Here is a 19,196-nt window from a genome sequence, read left to right as displayed (position 1 = left end):
GGTCCGTCGCGTCAGGCTTGTAGCCCGCCTTGGTGGAGAGGCGCAGCGTGCCGTTCAGCACCATGGCGTCCTGCGTTGCGGTGTAGCTGATGAGCCCGTCCTCAACCGGATAGAACAGCACCTGCTCGATGCCGGTCTCGGGCAGGGACCACGGCGCCTCCAGCGTGAACCGCTCGCCCTCGGCGTTGAACTTCACCTCCCAGTCCACCGGGGTCGGCATGGCGGCGCGGGCGCTGGCGAACAGGGCGCTTTTGGCCGGGTTGGCCGAACCGTCGCCCACCGGCAGGGTGAGGGTGAGTTCCGCGCCTTCCGGCACGCACTGCTCGTCGTCGCACACCAGCCAGTCGGCCTTGGCCTTGATGGGCACGGAGGCGCCGGGCTTCAGGTCGGCGGGCGGGGTCAGGGTAACCAGCAGCGTGGACGGCCCCTCGTAGCCGAAGTTCACCAGCTCGCCGCCAAAGGGCAGGCGGGTGGGCGTCGGGTATTGCAGCTCGCTGGCCTTGAAGCCGTCCGGCAGATCCCACGTCACCGTGGTCTCCATGCCGCTGTCCCCTGGGTTCTTCCAGTAGGTGTGCCACTGGGGGATCGGCGTCATGTGAAGCGCCAGCGTCAGCGGCTTGCCGGGGGCGATCGAGGCGCTTTCGGCGGACAGCTCGACGGTGGTGTGCGCGCGCTGGACCGGATTGGCCAGAGCCGCGCCTGTTGCGGTTAAGAGAACCGCGCCTGCGAGAGAGAGTGTCTTCAGCATAGCCCAAGAATAGGTGGGTTTGGTGAAAGGCGAAAGTCCATCAGAGGTTATTACGATCGTTCCGCCTCTTCCCTTCGTCGCTTGGGCGTTTTGGTTACACCGGAGCGCCAGAAAGCCGGACCATCAGAGAGAGGGAGTGGCCGCCGCCGACCGGAAGATCGCGCCCCGGCTGAACGCCCGCCGGTTGCGGAAGGGGGTCTCCACATATTTCCAGCTCAGATAGGCCAGAACGAGCGACGCGGCGGAGAGGGCGAGCATCATCTCGATGGGAGGCGTTTTGAGGCTGTAAATGCGGGCAAAGGCGAGCAGGGGCTGGTGCCACAGGTAGGCGCTGTAGCTGATGAGGCCGATGCCGACGAAGGGGCGCGTGGCAAGCAGGCGGCCGGCCCAGGTGCCGCCTGCCCCGTAGAGGATGACGAGCGCCGTGCCGAGGGTGGGCGCAAGGGCATAGACCGAGGGGAAGGGCGTGGTCTCGTCGTAGCGGAAAATGGCGAACAGGATGAGGCCGAGCCCGAGGGCCGAGAGCCCGTTGCTGCGGCGCTGCGGCTGCCGGAACTGGAGAAAGGCGCAGATCGAGCCGATCAGCAGCTCCCACGCCCTGGTGTGGGCGAGGTAGAAGTTGGCCGAGCCCCAGTGCCGCGATCCATACTCGCTGAGCAGCAGGCTTGCGCCCGCCAGCAGCGCGATCACCCCGAAGACCGGCCTTCGCCCGAAGCGCCAGAGCAGCGCCAGGAGCAGCGGGAACAGGAGATAATACTGCTCCTCCACCGCCAGGCTCCAGGTGTGGAGCAGCGGCTTTTCCTCGGCGGCGGTGGCGAAGTAGTCGTCCTCCCGCCAGAACAGGATGTTCGAGCTGAACAGCGTGACGGCGATCAGGCTCTGGGCGAAGTCCTTGAACTGCCAGGGCAGCATCCAGGCGGCCGCGAACGGAATGCAGCACAGCATGACGACGAACAGGGCGGGCAGGATGCGCCGGGCCCGCCGCTCATAGAAGCGGACGATGGAAAAGCGGCCCTCTTCCAGCTCGTTGATGATGATGCTGGTGATGAGATAGCCGGAGATGACGAAGAACACGTCAACGCCCGCGAAGCCGCCGCTGAACAGGCTAAGGCCTGCATGGAACAGAATGACGGGGATGACGGCCACGGCGCGCAGGCCATCAATTTCAGGGCGATAGTGCACGGATCGGTCCGTTTGATCGTTGCGGCGGCAACCGCAAGGCGCGGGTGCCGCCAGAAGAACGATGGTTGCCCCGTTTGGTTCTCCGCCGAAAGATTATTTAGTAAAATCAACGTGCTTATGACTTTGCTATATGAAGAGCCGGACTTAGGCGCCAGCCGGGCTGGGGCTCGCCTGCCTGCCGGTCGTCATCGTGGAGGAAGGCGCGGGCTCCCGCGTCCGCCTCGACGTACCGTCCCTGCGGCTGGTGCGGATGCTGCCCCTCCTTGGCCGCGAGGAGGCGAAGAAGGGGAGGGTGGCGCGCCAGATGCCCCGTAAAGCCCCGTAGGGGCATGCTACAGCGCGATTCCCTGCCTGCCCGCTACCACCCTAGCGGTGATAGGTAAAAACCTCTCTGTGGGCGTTTAAAGCCGATCTAGAGGCATTCGTGTTTTCGTTGAGTGGCGGGGCCGATTTGCCCCAGCCACAAAAAAAAAAAGGGCGCGGCCCGAAGGCCACGCCCTTTCCAATCGTAAAGGCTTGTCGCCTGACCGCTTAGCGCTTCGAGAACTGGAAGCTGCGGCGGGCGCCGGCCTTGCCGTACTTCTTACGCTCGACGACGCGGGCGTCGCGGGTCAGGAAGCCAGCCGCCTTCACCGGACCGCGCAGAGCCGGCTCGTAGCGGGTCAGCGCCTGGGCGATGCCGTGCTTCACGGCGCCGGCCTGGCCCGACAGACCGCCGCCGACCACGGTGGCGATCACATCGTACTGGCCTTCGCGATCAGCGACCTGGAACGGCTGGTTGATGACCAGACGCAGGGTCGGACGGGCGAAGTAAACTTCCTGGTCCTTGCCGTTGACGGTGATCTTGCCCGTGCCGGGCTTCACCCACACGCGGGCAACGGCGTTCTTACGCTTGCCGGTGGCGTAGGAGCGGCCATACGAGTCGATCTGCGGCTCGCGAATCGGGGCGGCGGTGGCTTCGCCGTCGCCAGCGCCGAGGGACTTCAGGTCCTCAAGGGTTTGCTTCTCGACCATTACGCGCCTCGCTTATTCTTGGCGTTCATCGACGCCACGTCCAGCACAACCGGGTTCTGGGCTTCGTGCGGATGCGAAGCGCCAGCGTAGACGCGCAGGTTACGCATCTGCTGACGGCCGAGCGGGCCGCGCGGAACCATGCGCTCCACGGCCTTCTCGAGCACGCGCTCGGGGAAGCGGCCGCCAAGGGCCTTGTCGGCGCGGATTTCCTTGATACCGCCGGCGTAGCCGGTGTGGCGGTAGTAGAACTTCTGCGTCAGCTTGCGGCCGGTGAACTTCACCTTGTCCGCGTTGATGACGATGACATTATCGCCGCAGTCCACGTGGGGCGTGAAGCTGGGCTTGTGCTTGCCGCGCAGGTGGTTGGCGATGATCGTAGCCAGGCGGCCCACAACGAGACCGTCAGCGTCGATCAGCAGCCACTTCTTTTCCACCTCCGCCGGTTTGGCGACGTAGGTCTTCATGGTGTGCCTCGGTGCTCACAAAATCAAAGGCAACGGAGTTTCCGTCGCCGAACCGGCTGCTAATTGATGCACGCTTGCCGCAAAGTCAAGGATAAAGCGGGTTTATGCTGTGTGGTAAAATAATACCACCAGCAAGGCAGCGGATGGGCCGGTCGCCCTATTCGGCCGCGTGGCGCTTCAGAATCTCCAGCGGAATGAGCAGGAGCGTGGCTTCGTTGGTCGCCTCCAGCACCAGGGGCGGGGCGACGCCCGCCTGCAGCGCCTCCACCCATCTGAGGGCGCACAGGCACCAGCGGTCGCCGGGCGCAAGCCCGTTGAAGTCGTACTTGGGGCGCGGGGCGGTGAGGTCGTTGCCGCGTTTCTTGCTGAATTCAAGGAATTCTTCGGTCATCACCGCGCAGACCAGGTGCAGCCCCAGGTCTTCCGGCCCGGTGTTGCAGCAGCCGTCGCGATAAAAGCCGGTGCGCGGCGCGAAGGAGCAGGCCGTCAGCCGGCCGCCCAGCACGTTGCGCGGGGAGCCATGCCGCTCAACCGGGTCATCGAAGGCCATGGGCGCCTCCAGTTCAGGCCCGGCCCGTTCGAGCTGGGCCGTTCAGGCCTGGGTTTGGGTCTTCACCCACTCCAGATAGGGGGCAAATCCGCCAATAACAGGCCAGGCGACGATGCAGGGCACCTCATAGGGGTGGGCGGCGCGGATGCGGGTGGTGAGCGCCTCGGCGCGGTCCGCCGATGTCTTGAGAATGGCGACGGTTTCCCGGTCGCGCTCCATGCGCCCCTCCCACATGTAGAGGGAGGTTATCTCCGGCAGCAGGTTGGCGCAGGCGATCAGCTTCTCGTCCAGCAGGGAGGCGATGAGGTCCTCGACGGCAAAGCCGGCCGGGAAGGTGACATAGATGCTGATGACGCCTGTCTCCGCCCCGTTTTCCATTCTCGCTCCCCCTCCCGGCCTTGCCTTCCGGCCGCGCGGCCTATGCCACGCGGGTGATGCTGCGCCCGCGGTGCGCGTAGTATAACGCGGCGGCCAGCAGCGCGGCAGCGCCGCCCTGGTGGGCGACGCCGAGCGGAATCGGCACCGCATGGATGATCGTGAGGATGCCAAGCGTGATCTGGGCCGCCAGCGCGATGGCGAAGATCATGGCCCGGTCGCGCATGCCGACGATGCCTGTGCGCCAGCCCGCAAGGATCCAGAGAACGCCCACGATGGCCAGCGCATAGGCGATGCAGCGGTGCACGAACTGCACCACCACGCCGTTCTCGGAGAGGTTGAGCCAGCCGAGCGCGGCCTCCCACATGTGGGGCGGGGCGAAGCTGTCGCCCATCAGCGGCCAGGTGTTGAAGGCAAAGCCCGCGTTGAGGCCGGCGACGAACGCGCCCATCACGATTTGCAGGGCAAGCAGCGCGAAGAAGGGCAGGGCCCAGCGGTTGACGCCCGGCGGCACGTTCTGGCGCGTGCGGTCGGCCAGCAGGTTGAGCGCGGTCCAGATGAGCCCGGCATAGATGGTCAGCGCAACGCCAAGGTGCGTCGCCAGGCGATAATGGCTCACGTCCGTGCGCTCGGAGAGCCCGGAGGAGACCATCCACCAGCCGATCGCCCCTTGCAGGCCGCCCAGCAGCAGGAGGCCGAACAGCGGCTTCTTGTAGCCTTCAGGGATGCGGCGGCGAGCCAGGAACCAGAAGAAGGGAATGGCATAGACGAGGCCGATCAGCCGCCCCAGCAGCCGGTGGCTCCACTCCCACCAGAAGATGCCCTTGAAGTCCTCCAGGGACATCCAGGCATGCTCCTGCTGGTATTCGGGGATCTTCTTGTAGGCCTCGAACTCGGCCTGCCAGTCGGCATCGGTCAGCGGCGGGATCGCGCCGCTGATGGGTTTCCATTCCACGATGGACAGGCCCGACTCCGTCAGCCGGGTCGCGCCGCCCACCACCACCATCAGGAATACAAGGCCGGCCACCAGCAGCAGCCAGGTCGCAATGGCACGCCGGCTCGAGCGCGTCTTCGCGTCCGTCGCAGGCAGGGTTACCAGGGTCTCGCTCATGTCCTGTCACCTAAGCGGAACCGCAAGCCGAGCCAAGCCCCTGCGACATAAGGGCGTGCCGGCGGCGAGAAGGGGCCGACTTTAGAATATTTGCGGAAGAAGGGTTGCTGACGGGCAAGTGTGATAATATATCATGGCTACCGTGAGGAGCTTTATCCATGTTCAGGCCTGACTGGTTGGATCTATCGGCGATCGGCATGTCCGGGCTGTGCCTTGTGCACTGCCTGGCCAGCGGCGTGTTCGTTGCCGGCTTGTCGGCGGTCAGCATGACGGTTCCCGCCAGCCACGAATTCCACCTCTATGCGCTGCTGATTGCCGCCGTGCTGGCGCTGTGGGCGCTGGGGCGGGGCTGGGTGAAGCATCGCCGCGCGGCGCCCATGCTGCTCGGCAGTTTCAGCCTCGGCCTGATGGCGCTCGGCGTGTTGCCGTCCCTGGCCGGCTGGCCGGAGACCGTGCTGACGGTGCTGGGCGTGGCGATTCTGGCGGTGGCCCATGTTCTCAACTGGCGGGGCCTGCACCACCACGGGGCAGAGAGCGGAGCGGGAGCCGGGGCGGCCGTATGCACGCATGACGCGACCGCGGCCACCTGTGATTGTCCCCCGTCCGCGCGGCTTCAGGACGCGGCCTGACGGCATATTCCCTGCGAAACTGCCCGTGAAGATTGCGGCGCGGCCCCAACAGGAGTAATGCTGGGGCGAGGAATTTATGGTGCGAGCACATACCATCGATACAACTTCTGTCGGCCGGTTGGCCGCGGCGGAAGCGGCGCTTGAGCGTCAGGGCGAGCAATGGACTCCCCTGCGCCAGTCTGTCTATGAGGCGCTTGCCAGCTTCGAGCAGCCCGCCAGCGCCTACGATATCGCCGAGCGGGTCTCGGGCAGGGAAGGGCGCCGCATCGCCCCCAACACGGTTTACCGCATCCTCGATCTGTTCGTGGCGACCAACCTCGCCAAGCGGATCGAGAGCCGCAACGCCTTCCTGGCCTGCGACCATCCCGACCATGTGCACGACTGCATCTTTCTGGTCTGCGACAATTGCGGCACCACCACCCACATCGATGACGACGGTATCTCGGGCGAGATTCGCAACGCCGCCAAGGCGCACGGCTTCCAGCCGGAGCATCCGGTGATCGAGGTGAAGGGCCTGTGCGGCTCCTGCTCCGGCCGTTGAATCGCGAGGCGCTGGCCAGCGGCGCCTGGCTCGGCTACCCGAACAACTCCCGCGCATGATACGTAGAGCAGAAACGCAGATGGGGGCGGCGGGCGCGCCCCGACCGCGGCGGGCCTGAACGGAGGGCAGATGAAGCAGTATGAGCGGCTGATGGACTACCCCTGGGTGGAGCGGGCGGTCGATCTTGGTCTTGGCATCGTGGCTGCCCTCCTCATTCTCCTCATCGGCTGGTACGTCTCGGGCTGGATGAGCCGCCGGGCCCGCGCGCTGATGCTGGATCACATCCGCCTCGACGATACGGTGGCCCTGTTCCTCTCCGCCGTGGTGCGCTACGGCGTCATGGTGCTCGTCGTCGTCATGGCGCTGCCGAAGTTCGGCGTGGAGTCCACCAGCATCCTTGCCGTGCTCGGCGCGGCGGGCCTTGCCATTGGCCTTGCGCTCCAGGGCACGCTCTCCAACATCGCGGCAGGCATCATGCTGGTGTTCCTGCGTCCCATGCGGGTCGGCGAGACGGTGGAGATCAGCGGCATCATCGGCACCGTCGTCAACGTCGGCCTGTTCACCACCGAACTCAAAAGGTTCGATGGTCTTTTCGTCTCGGTTCCCAATTCCCAGATCTGGTCCGCGCACATCGTCAACTATAGCCGCAACGCGTCGCGGCGGGTGGAGGTGGTGGTGGGCGTGGCCTATGATACCGACATCGAGCAGGCCCGCGCCTTGCTTCTGGAGGAAGCGCAGGCGCTGCCCAATGCGCTGGCCGACCCGGCGCCCGAAGTGGTCATCGCCGCGCTGGGCCAGAGCAGCATTGACCTCAGCGTGCGCGTCTGGGTGCCCGCGGCGGACTACATGCAGACCTGGTCGTTTATGAACCGCCGGGTGAAGGAGACGCTGGAGAGCCACGGCATCGAAATTCCCTTCCCCCAGCGGGTGCTGCACGTGGTGGGCGGCCATCAGCCGGCGGTAACCGCCGGAGAGAAAGGCGGACGGCAATAGCGAGGCCGGGACTGGGCAGGGAAAAAAAGCCCAGGCCCGCCCTATATCTACCCGCAAACGGGAAGACCGAGAGGACGGAGCGTGCGCTGTTCATTCGACATACAGGCCATTCCCCGTTATGAGAGGCCCATGATTCCTTATCCGAAGTGGAGTTTCGCGTGACCCAGCGTCCGCACACGCCCCTGCTCGATGAGGTTCGGCTGCCTGCCGATCTTCGCCAATTGTCGCCCGACCAGCTTCCCCAGCTGGCCGATGAGGTGCGGCAGGAGGTGATCCATGTGGTCAGCCAGACCGGCGGCCATCTTGGCGCAGGGCTTGGCGTCGTCGAGCTGACGGTGGCGCTGCATTACGTTTTCGACACGCCCCGCGACACGCTGATCTGGGACGTGGGCCACCAGGCCTACCCGCACAAGATCCTGACCGGCCGTCGCGACCGCATGACGACGCTGCGCCAGGGCGGCGGCCTGTCCGGCTTCACCAAGCGCTCGGAGAGCGAGTACGATCCCTTCGGGGCCGCCCACTCGTCCACCTCCATCTCCGCCGCGCTGGGCTTTGCCATTGCCAACAAGCTGGCGGACGCGCCGGGCAAGGCCATCGCCGTCATCGGCGACGGGGCGATGTCGGCCGGCATGGCCTATGAAGCCATGAACAACGCCGCGCAGGCGGGCAACCGCCTCATCGTCATCCTCAACGACAACGACATGTCCATCGCACCCCCGGTGGGCGGCCTGTCGGCGTACCTCGCCCGGCTGCTCTCCTCGGGCTCCTACATGTCGATCCGCGACATCGGCCGGGCGCTCGCCAAGCGGCTGCCGCGCCCGCTGTTCAAGGCGGCGCAGCGGGCGGAGGAGTTCGCCCGCGGCATGGCGACCGGCGGCACCCTGTTCGAGGAGCTGGGCTTTTATTACGTCGGCCCCATCGATGGGCATAACCTCGAGCATCTGGTGCCCGTTCTCGAGAACGTGCGCGACGCCAAGGACGGGCCGATTCTCGTTCATGTGGTGACGAAGAAGGGCAAGGGCTACGCGCCCGCCGAGGCCAGCGCCGACAAATACCATGGCGTCAACAAGTTCGACGTCATCACCGGCGCGCAGGTGAAGCCGCAGGCCAAGGCGCCGCAGTACACCAAGGTGTTCGCGAACGCGCTGGTCGATGAAGCGAAGCGGGACGACAAGGTGGTCGCCATCACCGCCGCCATGCCCTCGGGCACCGGGCTTGACGTATTCGCCAAGGCCTTCCCCAACCGCATGTTCGATGTGGGCATTGCCGAGCAGCATGCCGTCACCTTTGCGGCGGGGCTGGCAGCGCAAGGGTATCGGCCGTTCGCGGCGATCTACTCCACCTTCCTCCAGCGCGCCTACGACCAGGTGGTGCACGATGTGTGCATCCAGAACCTGCCGGTGCGCTTCGCCATCGACCGCGCGGGGCTCGTGGGGGCGGACGGCGCGACCCATGCCGGTTCGTTCGATATCACCTACCTCGCCTCGCTGCCGAACATGGTGGTGATGGCGGCCGCTGACGAGGCGGAGCTGGTGCACATGGTCCACACCATGGCGCTGCACGACAGCGGGCCCATCGCCTGCCGCTATCCGCGCGGCGAGGGGCTGGGCGTCGAGATGCCGGCCGCGCCCCAGCGGCTCGAAATCGGCAAGGGCCGCATCGTGCGCGAGGGCTCCAAGGTCGCCATCCTGTCGCTCGGCGCGCGCCTCGGCGAGGCGCTGAAGGCGGCGGACGACCTGGCCGCCAAGGGGCTGGCGGCAACGGTTGCCGACATGCGCTTTGCAAAGCCGCTGGACGTGGCGCTCATCCGCAAGCTGGCGCTCAGCCACGAGGTGCTGGTGACGGTGGAGGAGGGAAGCATCGGCGGCTTCGGCGCGCATGTGCTCACCTACCTGGCCGATGAAGGCCTGCTGGACGCAGGGCTGAAGATCCGGTCCTTGCGCCTGCCCGATATCTTCCAGGACCAGGACAAGCCGGAGAAGATGTACGACGAGGCGCATCTCAATGCGCCGCACATCGTCGAGGCCGCGCTGTCCGCCCTGCGCCACAATTCCCCCGCGACGGCAACGGCGTGAGCCGGAAGCTAAGGGTCGATCAGCTGCTGGTCGAGCGGGGGCTGGTGGAAAGCCGCACCCGCGCGCAGGCGCTCATCATGGCGGGCCTGGTGTTCGCCGGTGAGCGCAAGATCACCAAGGCAGGCGATACGGTGGCCGAGGACACCGCGCTTGAGGTGAAGGGCAAGGATCACCCCTGGGTCAGCCGGGGCGGGCTCAAGCTCGACCACGCGCTCACCCACTTCGGGTGGGACATTGCGGGCGCGGTGGTGATCGACGTGGGGGCCTCGACCGGCGGCTTTACCGACGTGGCGCTGACCCGCGGCGCGGCCAAGGTCTACGCAGTCGATGTGGGGCACGGCCAGCTGGCGTGGAAGCTGCGGCAGGACGAGCGGGTGGTGGTGCTCGAGAAAACCAACGCGCGCCATCTGACGGAAGAGCAGATCCCCGAGCCGCTCGACCTCGTGGTGTGCGATGCCAGCTTCATCGGCCTTAAAACCGTGCTGCCCGCCGCCATGGCCTTGACCCGGCCGCACGCCCGGCTCATCGCTCTCATCAAGCCCCAGTTCGAGGTGGGCAAGGAGCGCGTGGGCAAGGGCGGCGTCGTCCGCGACCCCGAGCTTCATGCGGAAGTCTGCGCTGATATCGAGGCGTGGATGAGCGAGCAGCCCGGCTGGCATGTGGTGGGCATCACGCAGAGCCCCATCACCGGGCCCGAAGGCAATGTTGAATTTCTGATCGCTGCGGAAAGACAGCCGTGACCACCATGACCGCGACCCGCCTGACCGTGAGCCATCTGGGCGCGCAGGGCGACGGTGTTGCCCCCGCGCCGGGGCTGCCCAAACCTGTCTACGTGCCCGGCGGCGTGCCGGGCGATACGGTGGTGGTGGATGACAAGGGCAAGGTGCTCGACCTCATCCCCGGCCCCAACCGCGCCGAGGCCGTCTGCCTGCATTTCGGCCTGTGTGGCGGCTGTACCCTCCAGCATGTCGCGCCTGAACTCTATCACGGCTGGCTGACGGACCGCATCTTGATGGCGCTCCAGCAGCATGACATCACGCTTGCCCCCGATGCCATCGTCGCGCCGCATGTGAGCCCGCCGCAAACCCGCCGCCGCGCCACCTTCCGCGCCGTGCGCCGGGGCAAGCAGGTCGAGCTTGGCTTCAATGTAGAGCGCGCCCACACGCTGGTGGATTTGAGCGAATGCCATGTGCTCAGCCCCGCCCTGTTCGGCCTGCTTCCCGCGCTGCGTGGCCTGCTGGCGAAAGAGCTGACGGACGGTCATGCCGCCAGCATCGCCGTCACCCTGACGGAGGCGGGCGTGGACCTGACGCTTGGCGGTCTCAAGCGCAAGGGACTGGCGCAGGACGAACTCCTCACCCGCTTTGCGGAGGAGAATGACCTTGCCCGCCTCAGCATCGACACCGGCCTTGGCGTCGATGTCATCATCGAGCGCCGCGCGCCGATCATCCGCTTCGGCGGCGTCGCCGTCCGCCTGCCGGTGGGTGCCTTTTTGCAAGCAACGCCCGATGGCGAGGCGGCATTGCAGGCGGCCGTCATCGAGTCCGTCGGCAAGGCGAAGGACGTTGCGGACCTGTTCGCGGGGCTGGGCACCTTTGCCCTGCCGTTGTCTGCCAAGGCCCGCGTGCTGGCGTCCGACGCGGGCAAGGTGAGCCTGGAGGCGCTGCAGCGCGCCGCCAACGAGGCCCAGAGGCCGGTCAGGATCGAGCACCGGGACCTGTTTCGCCGTCCGTTCACCGCGCTTGAGTTGAAGCGCTTCCAGGCGGTGGTCATTGACCCGCCGCGCGCCGGGGCGCAGGCCCAGTGCGCGGAAATTGCGAAGTCCGCCGTGCCGGTCGTTGTCGCAGTTTCTTGCAATCCCAACACTTTTGCCCGCGACGCGCGTTTACTGATCGATGGAGGCTATCGGCTGGAGCGCCTGTGGCCGGTGGGTCAGTTCCTCTGGTCCGCCCACGTCGAGCTGGTGGCCCGCTTCACGCGGGGCTGATCGACAGGCATGGCGCTTCGGCCCCGAGAGACAAGGGGTAAAGCGCAATGACATGGACGATGTTACGGCTGGAAAAGGCGCGCACCGGCGATCAACCCGAGGGCGACCCCTCCTACGCCTATATCGTTCATGTTGCCCTGACGGAGGATGGCAGCCTTGACGAGGAAGCCATGGGGGCCGACCCGCGCCGCGCCACCGTCACCCGCTACAAGGCAGGCGAAGAGGACTGCCACGGCTGGCTCACCCGCATGAAGGATCGTTCCTGGGGCTTTTCCTACACAGCCGGTGACGATGACGACGAACCCATTGCCGGGCTTGAATTTCACAAGCTGACGACTGGGGAATATGTGACCATCAAGGATCACACGACCGGCGAGGCGCTGCCGTTCCGCATCATTACCAGCCGGCCGCAGCCCTGATGGCGCTCTATTTTTCGGCAACAACCTGAAAACAGAAAAGAAATTATTTTTCTCCTGCGTATTTTCAGGACAGGCGAAAAATATGCTTGGTGAAAATATTGGCCATAGCAAATGATTGCCGGAACTATCGCGAAGTTTTTTGGGCGTTCCGCGGGATACATCCAGCGTTCAGGTTCGTTTAGCTACTCATTGATTTAACCCGTTCTGAAAGGGGCGGGCCAACTGTTGTCGCGTTGGCATTTTTTCTTTCCACCTCAGGGGATACCCTATGTGGCTGAATTTATGTTCGTCGGTATCAACCCTCGTCGCGAATGGCTCGAAGGCATTTTTGCGCCCTTCCGCCCACAAGGCTGCCAAGCGTGCGCGCGGTCCCCGGGGAAGCACGGCTCGCGACCGGGCGCGGGTTCTGGAAAACCTCGGCGTTGATCCTCAGGCGCAGCAGGGGTCCTGGATGTCGATTATCCACTGCGCTTCCCACAACAGCCCGGCGCTGCGCCCCGAACGGCTGGAAGCCATGCTGCGCGCCCGGCGCGATGATCTGGTGGCCGACCGCTGGCCCCGCCTGTCCTGACTGCCTCGCCTTTTCTACTTTTCCATCCCATCCCTCTCTTTGGATGATCTGGCTTGCGCCGGCATTGCGCGCGGGTTTTCGCATCAGCCTTGGTTGATGCGTGCGGACAATTCGGCATAAATAACGAACTAACAAAACAAAATAACGGGGGAGTTGCATTGTGATGAGGGGGGAAGTCGGGGAACCGGCTGCCAGGGGGCTGCGCCATCGGCGCTGCGGGCAGTCTCCCAGGCAGATTTCAAAAAGCGCAGCCATGCGAACCCTGGCGCTGGAGACCACCATCCAATGTCTGGCGGAGAGGCCCTATTCCGAGGTGTCGCTGGCGACCATCGCTGAAAAGGGCGGCTTGTCGCGCGGGGGCATGCAATATCATTTTCCGACGCGGCTCGATCTCCTGAAGGCGACCGTCGATTTTTTGCACCAGCGGCAGCTGGAGAATTTTCGTGATGATCTGGCCAGCCGCCCGGCGGACCGGGACCTGTTCGACCACATGATCGAAACCCGCTGGGCGCGCATGGGGGAGCGGGATTTCCGCGCCTATCAGGAACTGGTGCTGGCCTCGCGCTGCGAGCCCGAACTGGCGGAGGCTCTGGGCTCCAGTCACCGGGCGTTCATTCGCGCCTGGCAGGACATCGCCCGCGCCAGCTTCGGCTGGGACGAGGGCGCCCCCGCCATGGCCCAGGCCGGCAGCATCGCCCACTGCCTGCTGGACGGCATGGCCTTCGGCCGCATTGCTGGTCGTCTGTCCCAGGAAGAGACGGGCCAACTGCTGGGATACGTGAAGGCGATCCTGCGGCAAGCCGCGCAAGGGGCCGTCAGTCATTAGGTTGGATTTTCCAACCCCGTGTGCAAGGGCGCACAAATATTAAGAATGCAAGGGGGCTATAACCCCCTGCCACTCCCATTCGTTTTCATGGGACGCGCCCGGTACAATCCCTTCGCGCCTCTCAAGCGGGGGCAACGATTTCGCCATGCGCGGCCCGATCAAAAAGAACAGGGTGCAGGGGCTGGCCGCCCCTGCAATGAAAGAAAGCACAGGAGGAGTAGGAGCAAGCCGTGATGGACGCCAGCATCCTTGCCTTTTTCGCCCGGCTGCCGCGCCAGTCGCCCGGCAGCGCGGCGCAAACGCTGACGGCGCTCGGGCACCTGCCGGAGTTGCCGCCCGACGCCCGCGTGGCGGATCTTGCCTGCGGCACCGGCGGGGCAACGCTGGCGCTGGCGGAACGGTTGCAAGCGCCCATCCTCGCGCTCGACCAGGCGCCGGAGTTTCTGGAGCGATTGCAGGCGGAGGCCGCCGCGCGCGGCCTGGCCGACAAGGTGGAAGCGGTGGTGGGCGACATGGCATCGCCGCCTGTCCCGGCACGCTCGCTCGACCTGCTGTGGTGCGAGGGCGCGGCTTATATCCTCGGCTTCGATGCGGCGCTGGCGCACTGGCGCGAGCTGCTGAAGCCCACAGGCTTTGCCGTGGTCTCGGAATGCTCCTGGCTGGTGCCGAACCCCGGCCTTGCGGCGAAGACCTTCTGGTATGCGGCCTACCCCGCCATGCGGACGGTGCTGGAGAACATTGAGCGGGCGGAAGGCGCGGGCTATGAACTGCTCGCCACCCACACCCTGCCGTCCGCCTGCTGGGCGGCCTATGCGGACAGTCTGGAGGCCGGGCTGGCGGACCTTGCCACGCGTGGCGAGGCGCTGGATGCGGACTTTGTCCGCGCTCTTGCCAAGGAGATCGCCCTCTTTCGTAATACCGGCGAGGAATTCAGCTACGTCTACTACATCCTCGCCCGCAAATAGCGGCCGGGATTAGGCTTTGGTCGCATTGGCCGATCAGGCGCCCTGTGTTAAGAAATGCCCCATTCGGCAGGAGAGGGGGAAGACGCATGGCGGATCTGTCTGCCGAACAGGCCAGGCTTCAGGAAGCCGAGACCGTGCTGCGACGCCTGCTGACCGAGGAGCACCCCCATCTTGAGCCGCTAACCCCCGCCACGCGGCTGGTGAGCGAAGCGGGGCTCAGCCTGCCGGAACTGGATGAAATTTACTTCGCTGCCCTCGATACCCTGGGCCGCCGCCCGCCGCTGGATGACAGCGAGGTGCACGCGCCCATCAACCTTAACGACCCAAACCTTGAGGAATTGAGCCGCCACGTTGCGCTCAACTGCCCCCTGATGTCGCCGGCGGAGCAGGAGGCCGTGCTGCGCCCGGACCCTACCGTCACCACGCAGGGTGACGCGGGGCTTTCCCCGGTGGAGGAAGGCGCCGGCCTGGTGTCTCCTCCGGGCGATCTCGGCATGGGGGCGGGCCAGCCGGAAGCGGCAGGACATGGCACCTCCCGCACCCTCGTCATCCTTGCCGTTCTGGTGATTCTCGTTGCCGTCTGGCTGGTCGTGAGGGACTAGCCTCGGCAGTTTTAAATCAGTGGTCCTGCGATGGTGAGAAGCCGCCCGGCGGCCTGGACCGCCTGCTGCACCGCCGGACGCTGTAAGACGCGATTCAGCTTTTCGTTGATTGCCGTGTCGAGCGGCGTGTTTCGTTGGCCCTGGAAATCCTGAAGCTGGATCAGCATGTCGCCGCGCTTCTCCTCGTCGGCGAGTTGCTTGAGAACGACGGCTTCAACATCGTCCAGGCGATCATGGCACAGAAGGGCGACGAGGTGGGCGGCATAGTTTTCGGCCTTCTGCTCCGCCATCTGCCGCAGCGTTGCTTCAGCCTCCGCCTGACGGCCGAGCATCTTCAGCGCGCAGGTGCGGTTCGACCAGTTCCACATCCGCCCGTAGGCATTCATCCATTTGCCCGTGTGCTCCTCGGCCCAGTCCGCCGTCCGCAGGGCGTCTTCGTACCGGCCCAGCCGCAGCAGGATTTCCGACCGGTTGATCGCCATGTTGGTCAGCGTCGGGTATTTGTCGATATCAAGGGCCAGCAGCTTCTCCAGTAGCTGGTCCGCTTCCTCGCCGCGACCGGCGGCGAGCAGGGCGTAGGCCTGATCGTTCACGAGGAAGAGCCCGTCGTCGCCCGCTGCCGCCATGGCCTGCAGGTCGCCCGTCACGGGCTCGGCGGCAGCAATGGCTTCTTCGTACCGGCCGAGGGCGCGCAAGGCGTTCATGTAGCGGAGGCGCTGCTTGAGGTTGCCGGGCTCCTGTTTGAACGCTTCGCTTGCCGCCGTCAGGTTTGCCGCCAAGTGCCTGGCCATGTCCGGCCCGGCTTTTTCCTCCAGCCGGGGCCATATGGACTCGAACTGCCGGCTGACCAGCATTTCGAGCATGGCGTAGTTGTCCGTCACGGCGCTCGCCACATCAGCGGCTTCTTCAGGACGGTTGCGTTGCAGCAACCCGGTCGCAGCTTCCATCCTCAGCCAGTCCATCTCGCCGGTTGCCGACCCGCCGTCATAGCCCTGCCAGACGAGGGTGAGGACCAGCCCGAACCGCGCTTCCGTGTGGTTCCCCCGCTTCAGGGCATCAAGCAGGCCGATGACCGCGCGCTTGTCCATCTGCCGCAGGCGCTCAGGGTAATGGCGGGCGACATAGGTGATGTTCTGGCTGGCGGCGACGGTCTGGCCGGCGGCCCACTGCGCCTCTGCCCAATAGATGTAAGCCTGCGGCTCGTTCGGCAGCATCGCCGAGGCCTGCTCAAGGGCGGGAAGGGCTTCCTGCGGCCGCTTGAGCTGTGTCAGAAGCCAGCCTCGCTGCATCTGGATACGCCCACGGGGTTCGCCGGGCAGGGGAACGAGGCGCAGGGCCTCATCGAGCAGCGGTAGCGCCTCTTCAAGCTTCTGCGCTTCCGTAAGCTCGAAGGCCTGCCTGGAGAGCTGTCTTGCCCGTTCCACCCGCTCTATCTCCGTCTGGAGGGTTTCAGGGGCGGCGTGGGTCTGCGCTGAGGCGAGGGGCAGGCTACAGGCGAGGGCAAGCGCGGCAGCGCCCGCGAGCTTCTTCATGGAAAACGCTCCTGATCCGCGTGTCTGGAGGTAGAGTCATCGGTTGCTGGCTGATGCAGCGCCTATGATCTTTGTTACGAAGATGTACCAGCATGGCTAAAACGCGGCAACGGCCCACCCCCAAAACAAAGCGGGGCGCTGTTTCCAGCGCCCCGCCTTGCAGGACCGGGCCACGCATCTCTGCGCGGTTCCGAATTCCGTTCTTACTTGTCGAACAGCTTGCCCCAGGCGCGCTTGGCGCGGGTCTTCCACGCGCCGCGGTGGTAGGCGTCCGATGCCAGCAGCGGCATCACCGAACCGGCTTCCGCGAACACCATCTGCTCCAGCGCGGTGTCCACCTTGCCCCAGCTGGCGGCTTCCTTCAGGGTCGAGGACGAGCAGGCGCCGTCGCGCACGTCGGCCACGGTGATCTGCACCGCGTACTTGTGCATGTCCACATCCTCATGGCCGAGGATTTCGGCGCACACCACGGTGTCCTGAATGAAGTTCTTCGGCACGCCGCCGCCGATCATCAGGAGGCCGGTGGTGCCGGCCTTGATCTTGATGTCGGTCAGTTCGCGGAAGTCCGCAATGGCGTCCAGCACCATGTACGGCTTGCCCGCCTTGGCGCGCTCGACCTGGTGCTTCACCAGGCCGAAACCGGCCGAGGAGTCGACGAACGCCGGGCAGAAGATGGGCACGTCGTTCTCGTAGGCCAGCTTGACCAGCGAGTTTTCCTTCTTGCCGTGCTCGGACAGGTAACGGCCCATCTCACGGATGAAGGCGCGCGACGAGTAGGCCTTCGGCTCCAGCGACTCTGCGATTTTGAAGATGGTGTGATCGCAGTCCTGCAGCTGCTCCTCATCGATGTAGGTATCGTAGATACGGTCGATGTAGAGCGAACGCAGGGTGTTGTCGTCGGGCACTTCCAGCGCCTGATAGTGCTTGTGGCCCAGACCCTCGAAGAAGTCCATGTCGACGATCGATGCGCCGGTGGCGACGATGCCGTCCACCATGTTGTTCTTCACCAGTTCCGCATAGAGGTCCATGCAGCCGCCGGCGGAGGTGGAGCCGGCGATCACCAGGAAGATCGAGCAGTCCTTGTCTTCCAGCATCGTGTTGTAGATGCGGGTCGCCCGCGCCAGATCGCGCGAGGTGAAGGACATGTTCGCCATCTGGTCGATGATCGGACGCGCATCGAACGACTTGATGTCGATGTGCTTCACTTCCTTCGACAGAAGCTCGGCCTTGCGCTGGTCGTTGGCGAGAGGTTGAGTCATGGAATGCGTCTCCATCCTGAGCAACGCGCCGGGGGGCGAGCCGCGTCGGCCCCCTAACGGCTGATAAGGAATTCCGGCGGCGGTTTGACGGGCTACGCCCGCCGCCGGAAACTGGAATGCCCTAACAGTCTAGAGCGAAGGTTGATGCCCTTATTCCGCGGAACGCGCGAAATTCAGGGGCAGCTGCGCCTCATCCTCGGCTTCGTTGCCGTAGAGCGAGTACATCGGCGCATCGCGGACTTCCTGGGTCTTGTCGGACCGGAAGCCGTTGAAGTCGGTCCGCAGGGCCGCGCCATAGGCGCCCAGCATGCCGATTTCGATATAGTCGCCCGCGCGGACATCCGCCGGCAGCTCAAACGGACCCTTCATGAAGTCCATGTCGTCGCACGTCGGCCCGTAGAAGCTGAACTCCGCGGTCTTGGTCTGCGACGGGGTGTCCCGCAGCAGACGAACCGGAAAGCGCCAGTTCACGTGCGCCGCATCGAACAGCGAGCCGTACGAGCCGTCGTTGATGAACAGCACGTCGCCGGTCCGCTTCTCCACGCGCACAACCACGCTCGAGTACTCCGCGCACAGCGCCCGGCCCGGCTCGCACCACAGCTCCGCCGAGTAGGAGATCGGCAGTTCCTCGAACTGGGCCTTGATCGTCTCGAAGTAGGCTTCGAGCGGCGGCGGCACCATGCCGGGGTAGACCGACGGGAAACCCCCGCCCACGTCCACCACGTCAACGGTCACGCCCGCCTGGACGATCGCGGTCTTGGCGATGGCAAGCGCATCGGCGTAGGCCTGCGGCGACATCGCCTGGCTGCCCACGTGGAAGCACACGCCGAGCGAGTCGGCGGCCTGGCGGGTCGCCAGCAGGAGCGACGGGGCCTCGTCCGCGCTCACGCCGAACTTGGAGGCGAGAGACAGCTTGAGTGGCCCGAGGACACCCGCAGACGCACGCACAGGGTCAGGTCCTCGGCGTTGTTGGTCGCCGCCAGGATCTTCTCCAGCTCCTCGTGGCTGTCGAGCGAGAAGGTGCGAACGCCGTGCTTCTCATACGCCTCGACAATGGCCTCGATGGGCTTGACCGGGTGCATGTAGCACAGGGTGGCGTTCGGCAGCAGCTCGCGCACACGGCGCACCTCGGCGATCGAGGCAACGTCGAAGTGCGTGACGCCGTTCGCCCACAGAACCTCGATGAGTTCCGGGGACGGATTCGCCTTCACCGCATAAAGGACCTTGCCCGGAAACTTCTCGGAAAAGAAGCGGGCAGCCTTGGCGGCGGCGTGCGGACGGATGCAGGTGACCGGAGAAACCGGACGAAGGGTAGTGGCTACCCCCAGCGCGCTATGGTCGTTGCGCATCTCA

General features: G+C 65.4%; 18 protein-coding genes and 2 pseudogenes. 10 read left to right on the top strand and 10 right to left on the bottom strand.

All coding sequences use genetic code 11. The features are described from left to right. Positions 1-298: 298 nt before the first annotated feature. From L0C21_RS16905 to L0C21_RS11810, 7 genes and pseudogenes are all read right to left on the bottom strand, one after another. A pseudogene (locus L0C21_RS16905) lies at positions 299-748 on the bottom strand (protein-disulfide reductase DsbD domain-containing protein); the annotation flags it as partial. 123 nt (positions 749-871) lie between these two features. Then, positions 872-1,930: an acyltransferase family protein gene (locus L0C21_RS11835; protein ID WP_259278546.1), complete on the bottom strand. Its 1,059-nt coding sequence runs from the start codon at positions 1,928-1,930 to the stop codon at positions 872-874. 531 nt (positions 1,931-2,461) lie between these two features. Then, positions 2,462-2,944, bottom strand: coding sequence for a 30S ribosomal protein S9 (gene rpsI / locus L0C21_RS11830; RefSeq protein WP_259278545.1), 483 nt, complete (start codon positions 2,942-2,944; stop codon positions 2,462-2,464). After that, entirely contained in the window at positions 2,944-3,408 is a 465-nt protein-coding gene (rplM, locus tag L0C21_RS11825) for a 50S ribosomal protein L13 (protein WP_259278544.1), read from the bottom strand. The genes rpsI and rplM overlap by 1 nt, the downstream gene beginning before the upstream one ends. A gap of 157 nt (positions 3,409-3,565) precedes the next feature. Further along, entirely contained in the window at positions 3,566-3,958 is a 393-nt protein-coding gene (locus tag L0C21_RS11820; RefSeq protein WP_259278543.1) for a DUF2237 family protein, read from the bottom strand. A gap of 42 nt (positions 3,959-4,000) precedes the next feature. After that, the gene (gene cutA, locus L0C21_RS11815) at positions 4,001-4,336 is read right to left on the bottom strand and encodes a divalent-cation tolerance protein CutA (RefSeq protein ID WP_259278542.1); all 336 of its coding nucleotides are present in this window, start codon (positions 4,334-4,336) and stop codon (positions 4,001-4,003) included. Positions 4,337-4,376: 40 nt separating this feature from the next. Beyond that, on the bottom strand, positions 4,377-5,444 hold the full coding sequence (locus tag L0C21_RS11810) for a COX15/CtaA family protein (protein WP_259278541.1): 1,068 nt from the start codon (positions 5,442-5,444) through the stop codon (positions 4,377-4,379). Positions 5,445-5,620: 176 nt separating this feature from the next. Here L0C21_RS11810 and L0C21_RS11805 point away from each other — a divergent pair, with 176 nt between their 5' ends. The 10 genes from L0C21_RS11805 (at position 5,621) to L0C21_RS11760 (ending at position 15,052) form a co-directional block, all read left to right on the top strand. Next, on the top strand, positions 5,621-6,073 hold the full coding sequence (locus L0C21_RS11805) for a MerC domain-containing protein (RefSeq protein WP_259278540.1): 453 nt from the start codon (positions 5,621-5,623) through the stop codon (positions 6,071-6,073). A gap of 76 nt (positions 6,074-6,149) precedes the next feature. Beyond that, entirely contained in the window at positions 6,150-6,614 is a 465-nt protein-coding gene (locus tag L0C21_RS11800) for a Fur family transcriptional regulator (protein ID WP_259278539.1), read from the top strand. 129 nt (positions 6,615-6,743) lie between these two features. After that, complete coding sequence (locus L0C21_RS11795; RefSeq protein WP_259278538.1) at positions 6,744-7,607, top strand: mechanosensitive ion channel family protein; 864 nt, start codon at positions 6,744-6,746, stop codon at positions 7,605-7,607. A 158-nt stretch (positions 7,608-7,765) separates the two neighbouring features. Continuing rightward, positions 7,766-9,682 (top strand): 1-deoxy-D-xylulose-5-phosphate synthase, encoded by a 1,917-nt coding sequence (dxs, locus tag L0C21_RS11790; RefSeq protein ID WP_259278537.1) that lies wholly within the window; start codon positions 7,766-7,768, stop codon positions 9,680-9,682. Further along, entirely contained in the window at positions 9,679-10,422 is a 744-nt protein-coding gene (locus L0C21_RS11785; protein ID WP_259278536.1) for a TlyA family RNA methyltransferase, read from the top strand. Before dxs ends, L0C21_RS11785 begins: the two co-directional genes overlap by 4 nt. 5 nt (positions 10,423-10,427) lie before the next feature. After that, positions 10,428-11,669 carry a class I SAM-dependent RNA methyltransferase gene (locus tag L0C21_RS11780; RefSeq protein ID WP_259278877.1) on the top strand — a complete coding sequence of 414 codons (1,242 nt, stop codon included), beginning with the start codon at positions 10,428-10,430 and terminating at the stop codon, positions 11,667-11,669. A 47-nt stretch (positions 11,670-11,716) separates the two neighbouring features. Continuing rightward, positions 11,717-12,088, top strand: a complete 372-nt coding sequence (locus L0C21_RS11775) for a hypothetical protein (RefSeq protein ID WP_259278534.1) — start codon at positions 11,717-11,719, stop codon at positions 12,086-12,088. Between the two features lie 824 nt (positions 12,089-12,912). Beyond that, entirely contained in the window at positions 12,913-13,485 is a 573-nt protein-coding gene (locus tag L0C21_RS11770; RefSeq protein WP_259278533.1) for a TetR/AcrR family transcriptional regulator, read from the top strand. A 233-nt stretch (positions 13,486-13,718) separates the two neighbouring features. Continuing rightward, positions 13,719-14,450 (top strand): class I SAM-dependent methyltransferase, encoded by a 732-nt coding sequence (locus tag L0C21_RS11765; protein WP_259278876.1) that lies wholly within the window; start codon positions 13,719-13,721, stop codon positions 14,448-14,450. 86 nt (positions 14,451-14,536) lie between these two features. Further along, on the top strand, positions 14,537-15,052 hold the full coding sequence (locus tag L0C21_RS11760) for a hypothetical protein (protein ID WP_259278532.1): 516 nt from the start codon (positions 14,537-14,539) through the stop codon (positions 15,050-15,052). An 11-nt stretch (positions 15,053-15,063) separates the two neighbouring features. On the opposite strand, the gene L0C21_RS11755 is transcribed toward L0C21_RS11760, so the two are convergent. From L0C21_RS11755 to L0C21_RS11745, 3 genes and pseudogenes are all read right to left on the bottom strand, one after another. Next, positions 15,064-16,584, bottom strand: a complete 1,521-nt coding sequence (locus tag L0C21_RS11755) for a tetratricopeptide repeat protein (RefSeq protein ID WP_259278531.1) — start codon at positions 16,582-16,584, stop codon at positions 15,064-15,066. Positions 16,585-16,787: 203 nt separating this feature from the next. Beyond that, the gene (locus L0C21_RS11750) at positions 16,788-17,843 is read right to left on the bottom strand and encodes a 1,9-bis(guanidino)-5-aza-nonane synthase (protein ID WP_259278530.1); all 1,056 of its coding nucleotides are present in this window, start codon (positions 17,841-17,843) and stop codon (positions 16,788-16,790) included. 150 nt (positions 17,844-17,993) lie between these two features. Next, positions 17,994-19,192: pseudogene (locus tag L0C21_RS11745) on the bottom strand (type III PLP-dependent enzyme). Positions 19,193-19,196: the final 4 nt, after the last annotated feature.

The sequence above is a fragment of the Pedomonas mirosovicensis genome (assembly GCF_022569295.1).
GTDB lineage: Bacteria > Pseudomonadota > Alphaproteobacteria > Sphingomonadales > Sphingomonadaceae > Pedomonas > Pedomonas mirosovicensis.
Note: the sequence above shows the minus strand (reverse complement) of the source record. Positions and strands in the feature narration are given on the sequence as shown.

What these genes read in the sequence shown, in the direction of transcription:
- rpsI (WP_259278545.1), bottom strand. Translation starts at nt 2,944, where the DNA reads ATGGTCGAGAAGCAAACCCTTGAGGACCTGAAGTCCCTCGGCGCTGGC.
- rplM (WP_259278544.1), bottom strand. Translation starts at nt 3,408, where the DNA reads ATGAAGACCTACGTCGCCAAACCGGCGGAGGTGGAAAAGAAGTGGCTG.
- L0C21_RS11820 (WP_259278543.1), bottom strand. Translation starts at nt 3,958, where the DNA reads ATGGCCTTCGATGACCCGGTTGAGCGGCATGGCTCCCCGCGCAACGTG.
- cutA (WP_259278542.1), bottom strand. Translation starts at nt 4,336, where the DNA reads ATGGAAAACGGGGCGGAGACAGGCGTCATCAGCATCTATGTCACCTTC.
- L0C21_RS11810 (WP_259278541.1), bottom strand. Translation starts at nt 5,444, where the DNA reads ATGAGCGAGACCCTGGTAACCCTGCCTGCGACGGACGCGAAGACGCGC.
- L0C21_RS11800 (WP_259278539.1), top strand. Translation starts at nt 6,150, where the DNA reads ATGGTGCGAGCACATACCATCGATACAACTTCTGTCGGCCGGTTGGCC.
- L0C21_RS11795 (WP_259278538.1), top strand. Translation starts at nt 6,744, where the DNA reads ATGAAGCAGTATGAGCGGCTGATGGACTACCCCTGGGTGGAGCGGGCG.
- L0C21_RS11780 (WP_259278877.1), top strand. Translation starts at nt 10,428, where the DNA reads ATGACCGCGACCCGCCTGACCGTGAGCCATCTGGGCGCGCAGGGCGAC.
- L0C21_RS11775 (WP_259278534.1), top strand. Translation starts at nt 11,717, where the DNA reads ATGACATGGACGATGTTACGGCTGGAAAAGGCGCGCACCGGCGATCAA.
- L0C21_RS11770 (WP_259278533.1), top strand. Translation starts at nt 12,913, where the DNA reads ATGCGAACCCTGGCGCTGGAGACCACCATCCAATGTCTGGCGGAGAGG.
- L0C21_RS11765 (WP_259278876.1), top strand. Translation starts at nt 13,719, where the DNA reads ATGGACGCCAGCATCCTTGCCTTTTTCGCCCGGCTGCCGCGCCAGTCG.
- L0C21_RS11760 (WP_259278532.1), top strand. Translation starts at nt 14,537, where the DNA reads ATGGCGGATCTGTCTGCCGAACAGGCCAGGCTTCAGGAAGCCGAGACC.
- L0C21_RS11755 (WP_259278531.1), bottom strand. Translation starts at nt 16,584, where the DNA reads ATGAAGAAGCTCGCGGGCGCTGCCGCGCTTGCCCTCGCCTGTAGCCTG.
- L0C21_RS11750 (WP_259278530.1), bottom strand. Translation starts at nt 17,843, where the DNA reads ATGACTCAACCTCTCGCCAACGACCAGCGCAAGGCCGAGCTTCTGTCG.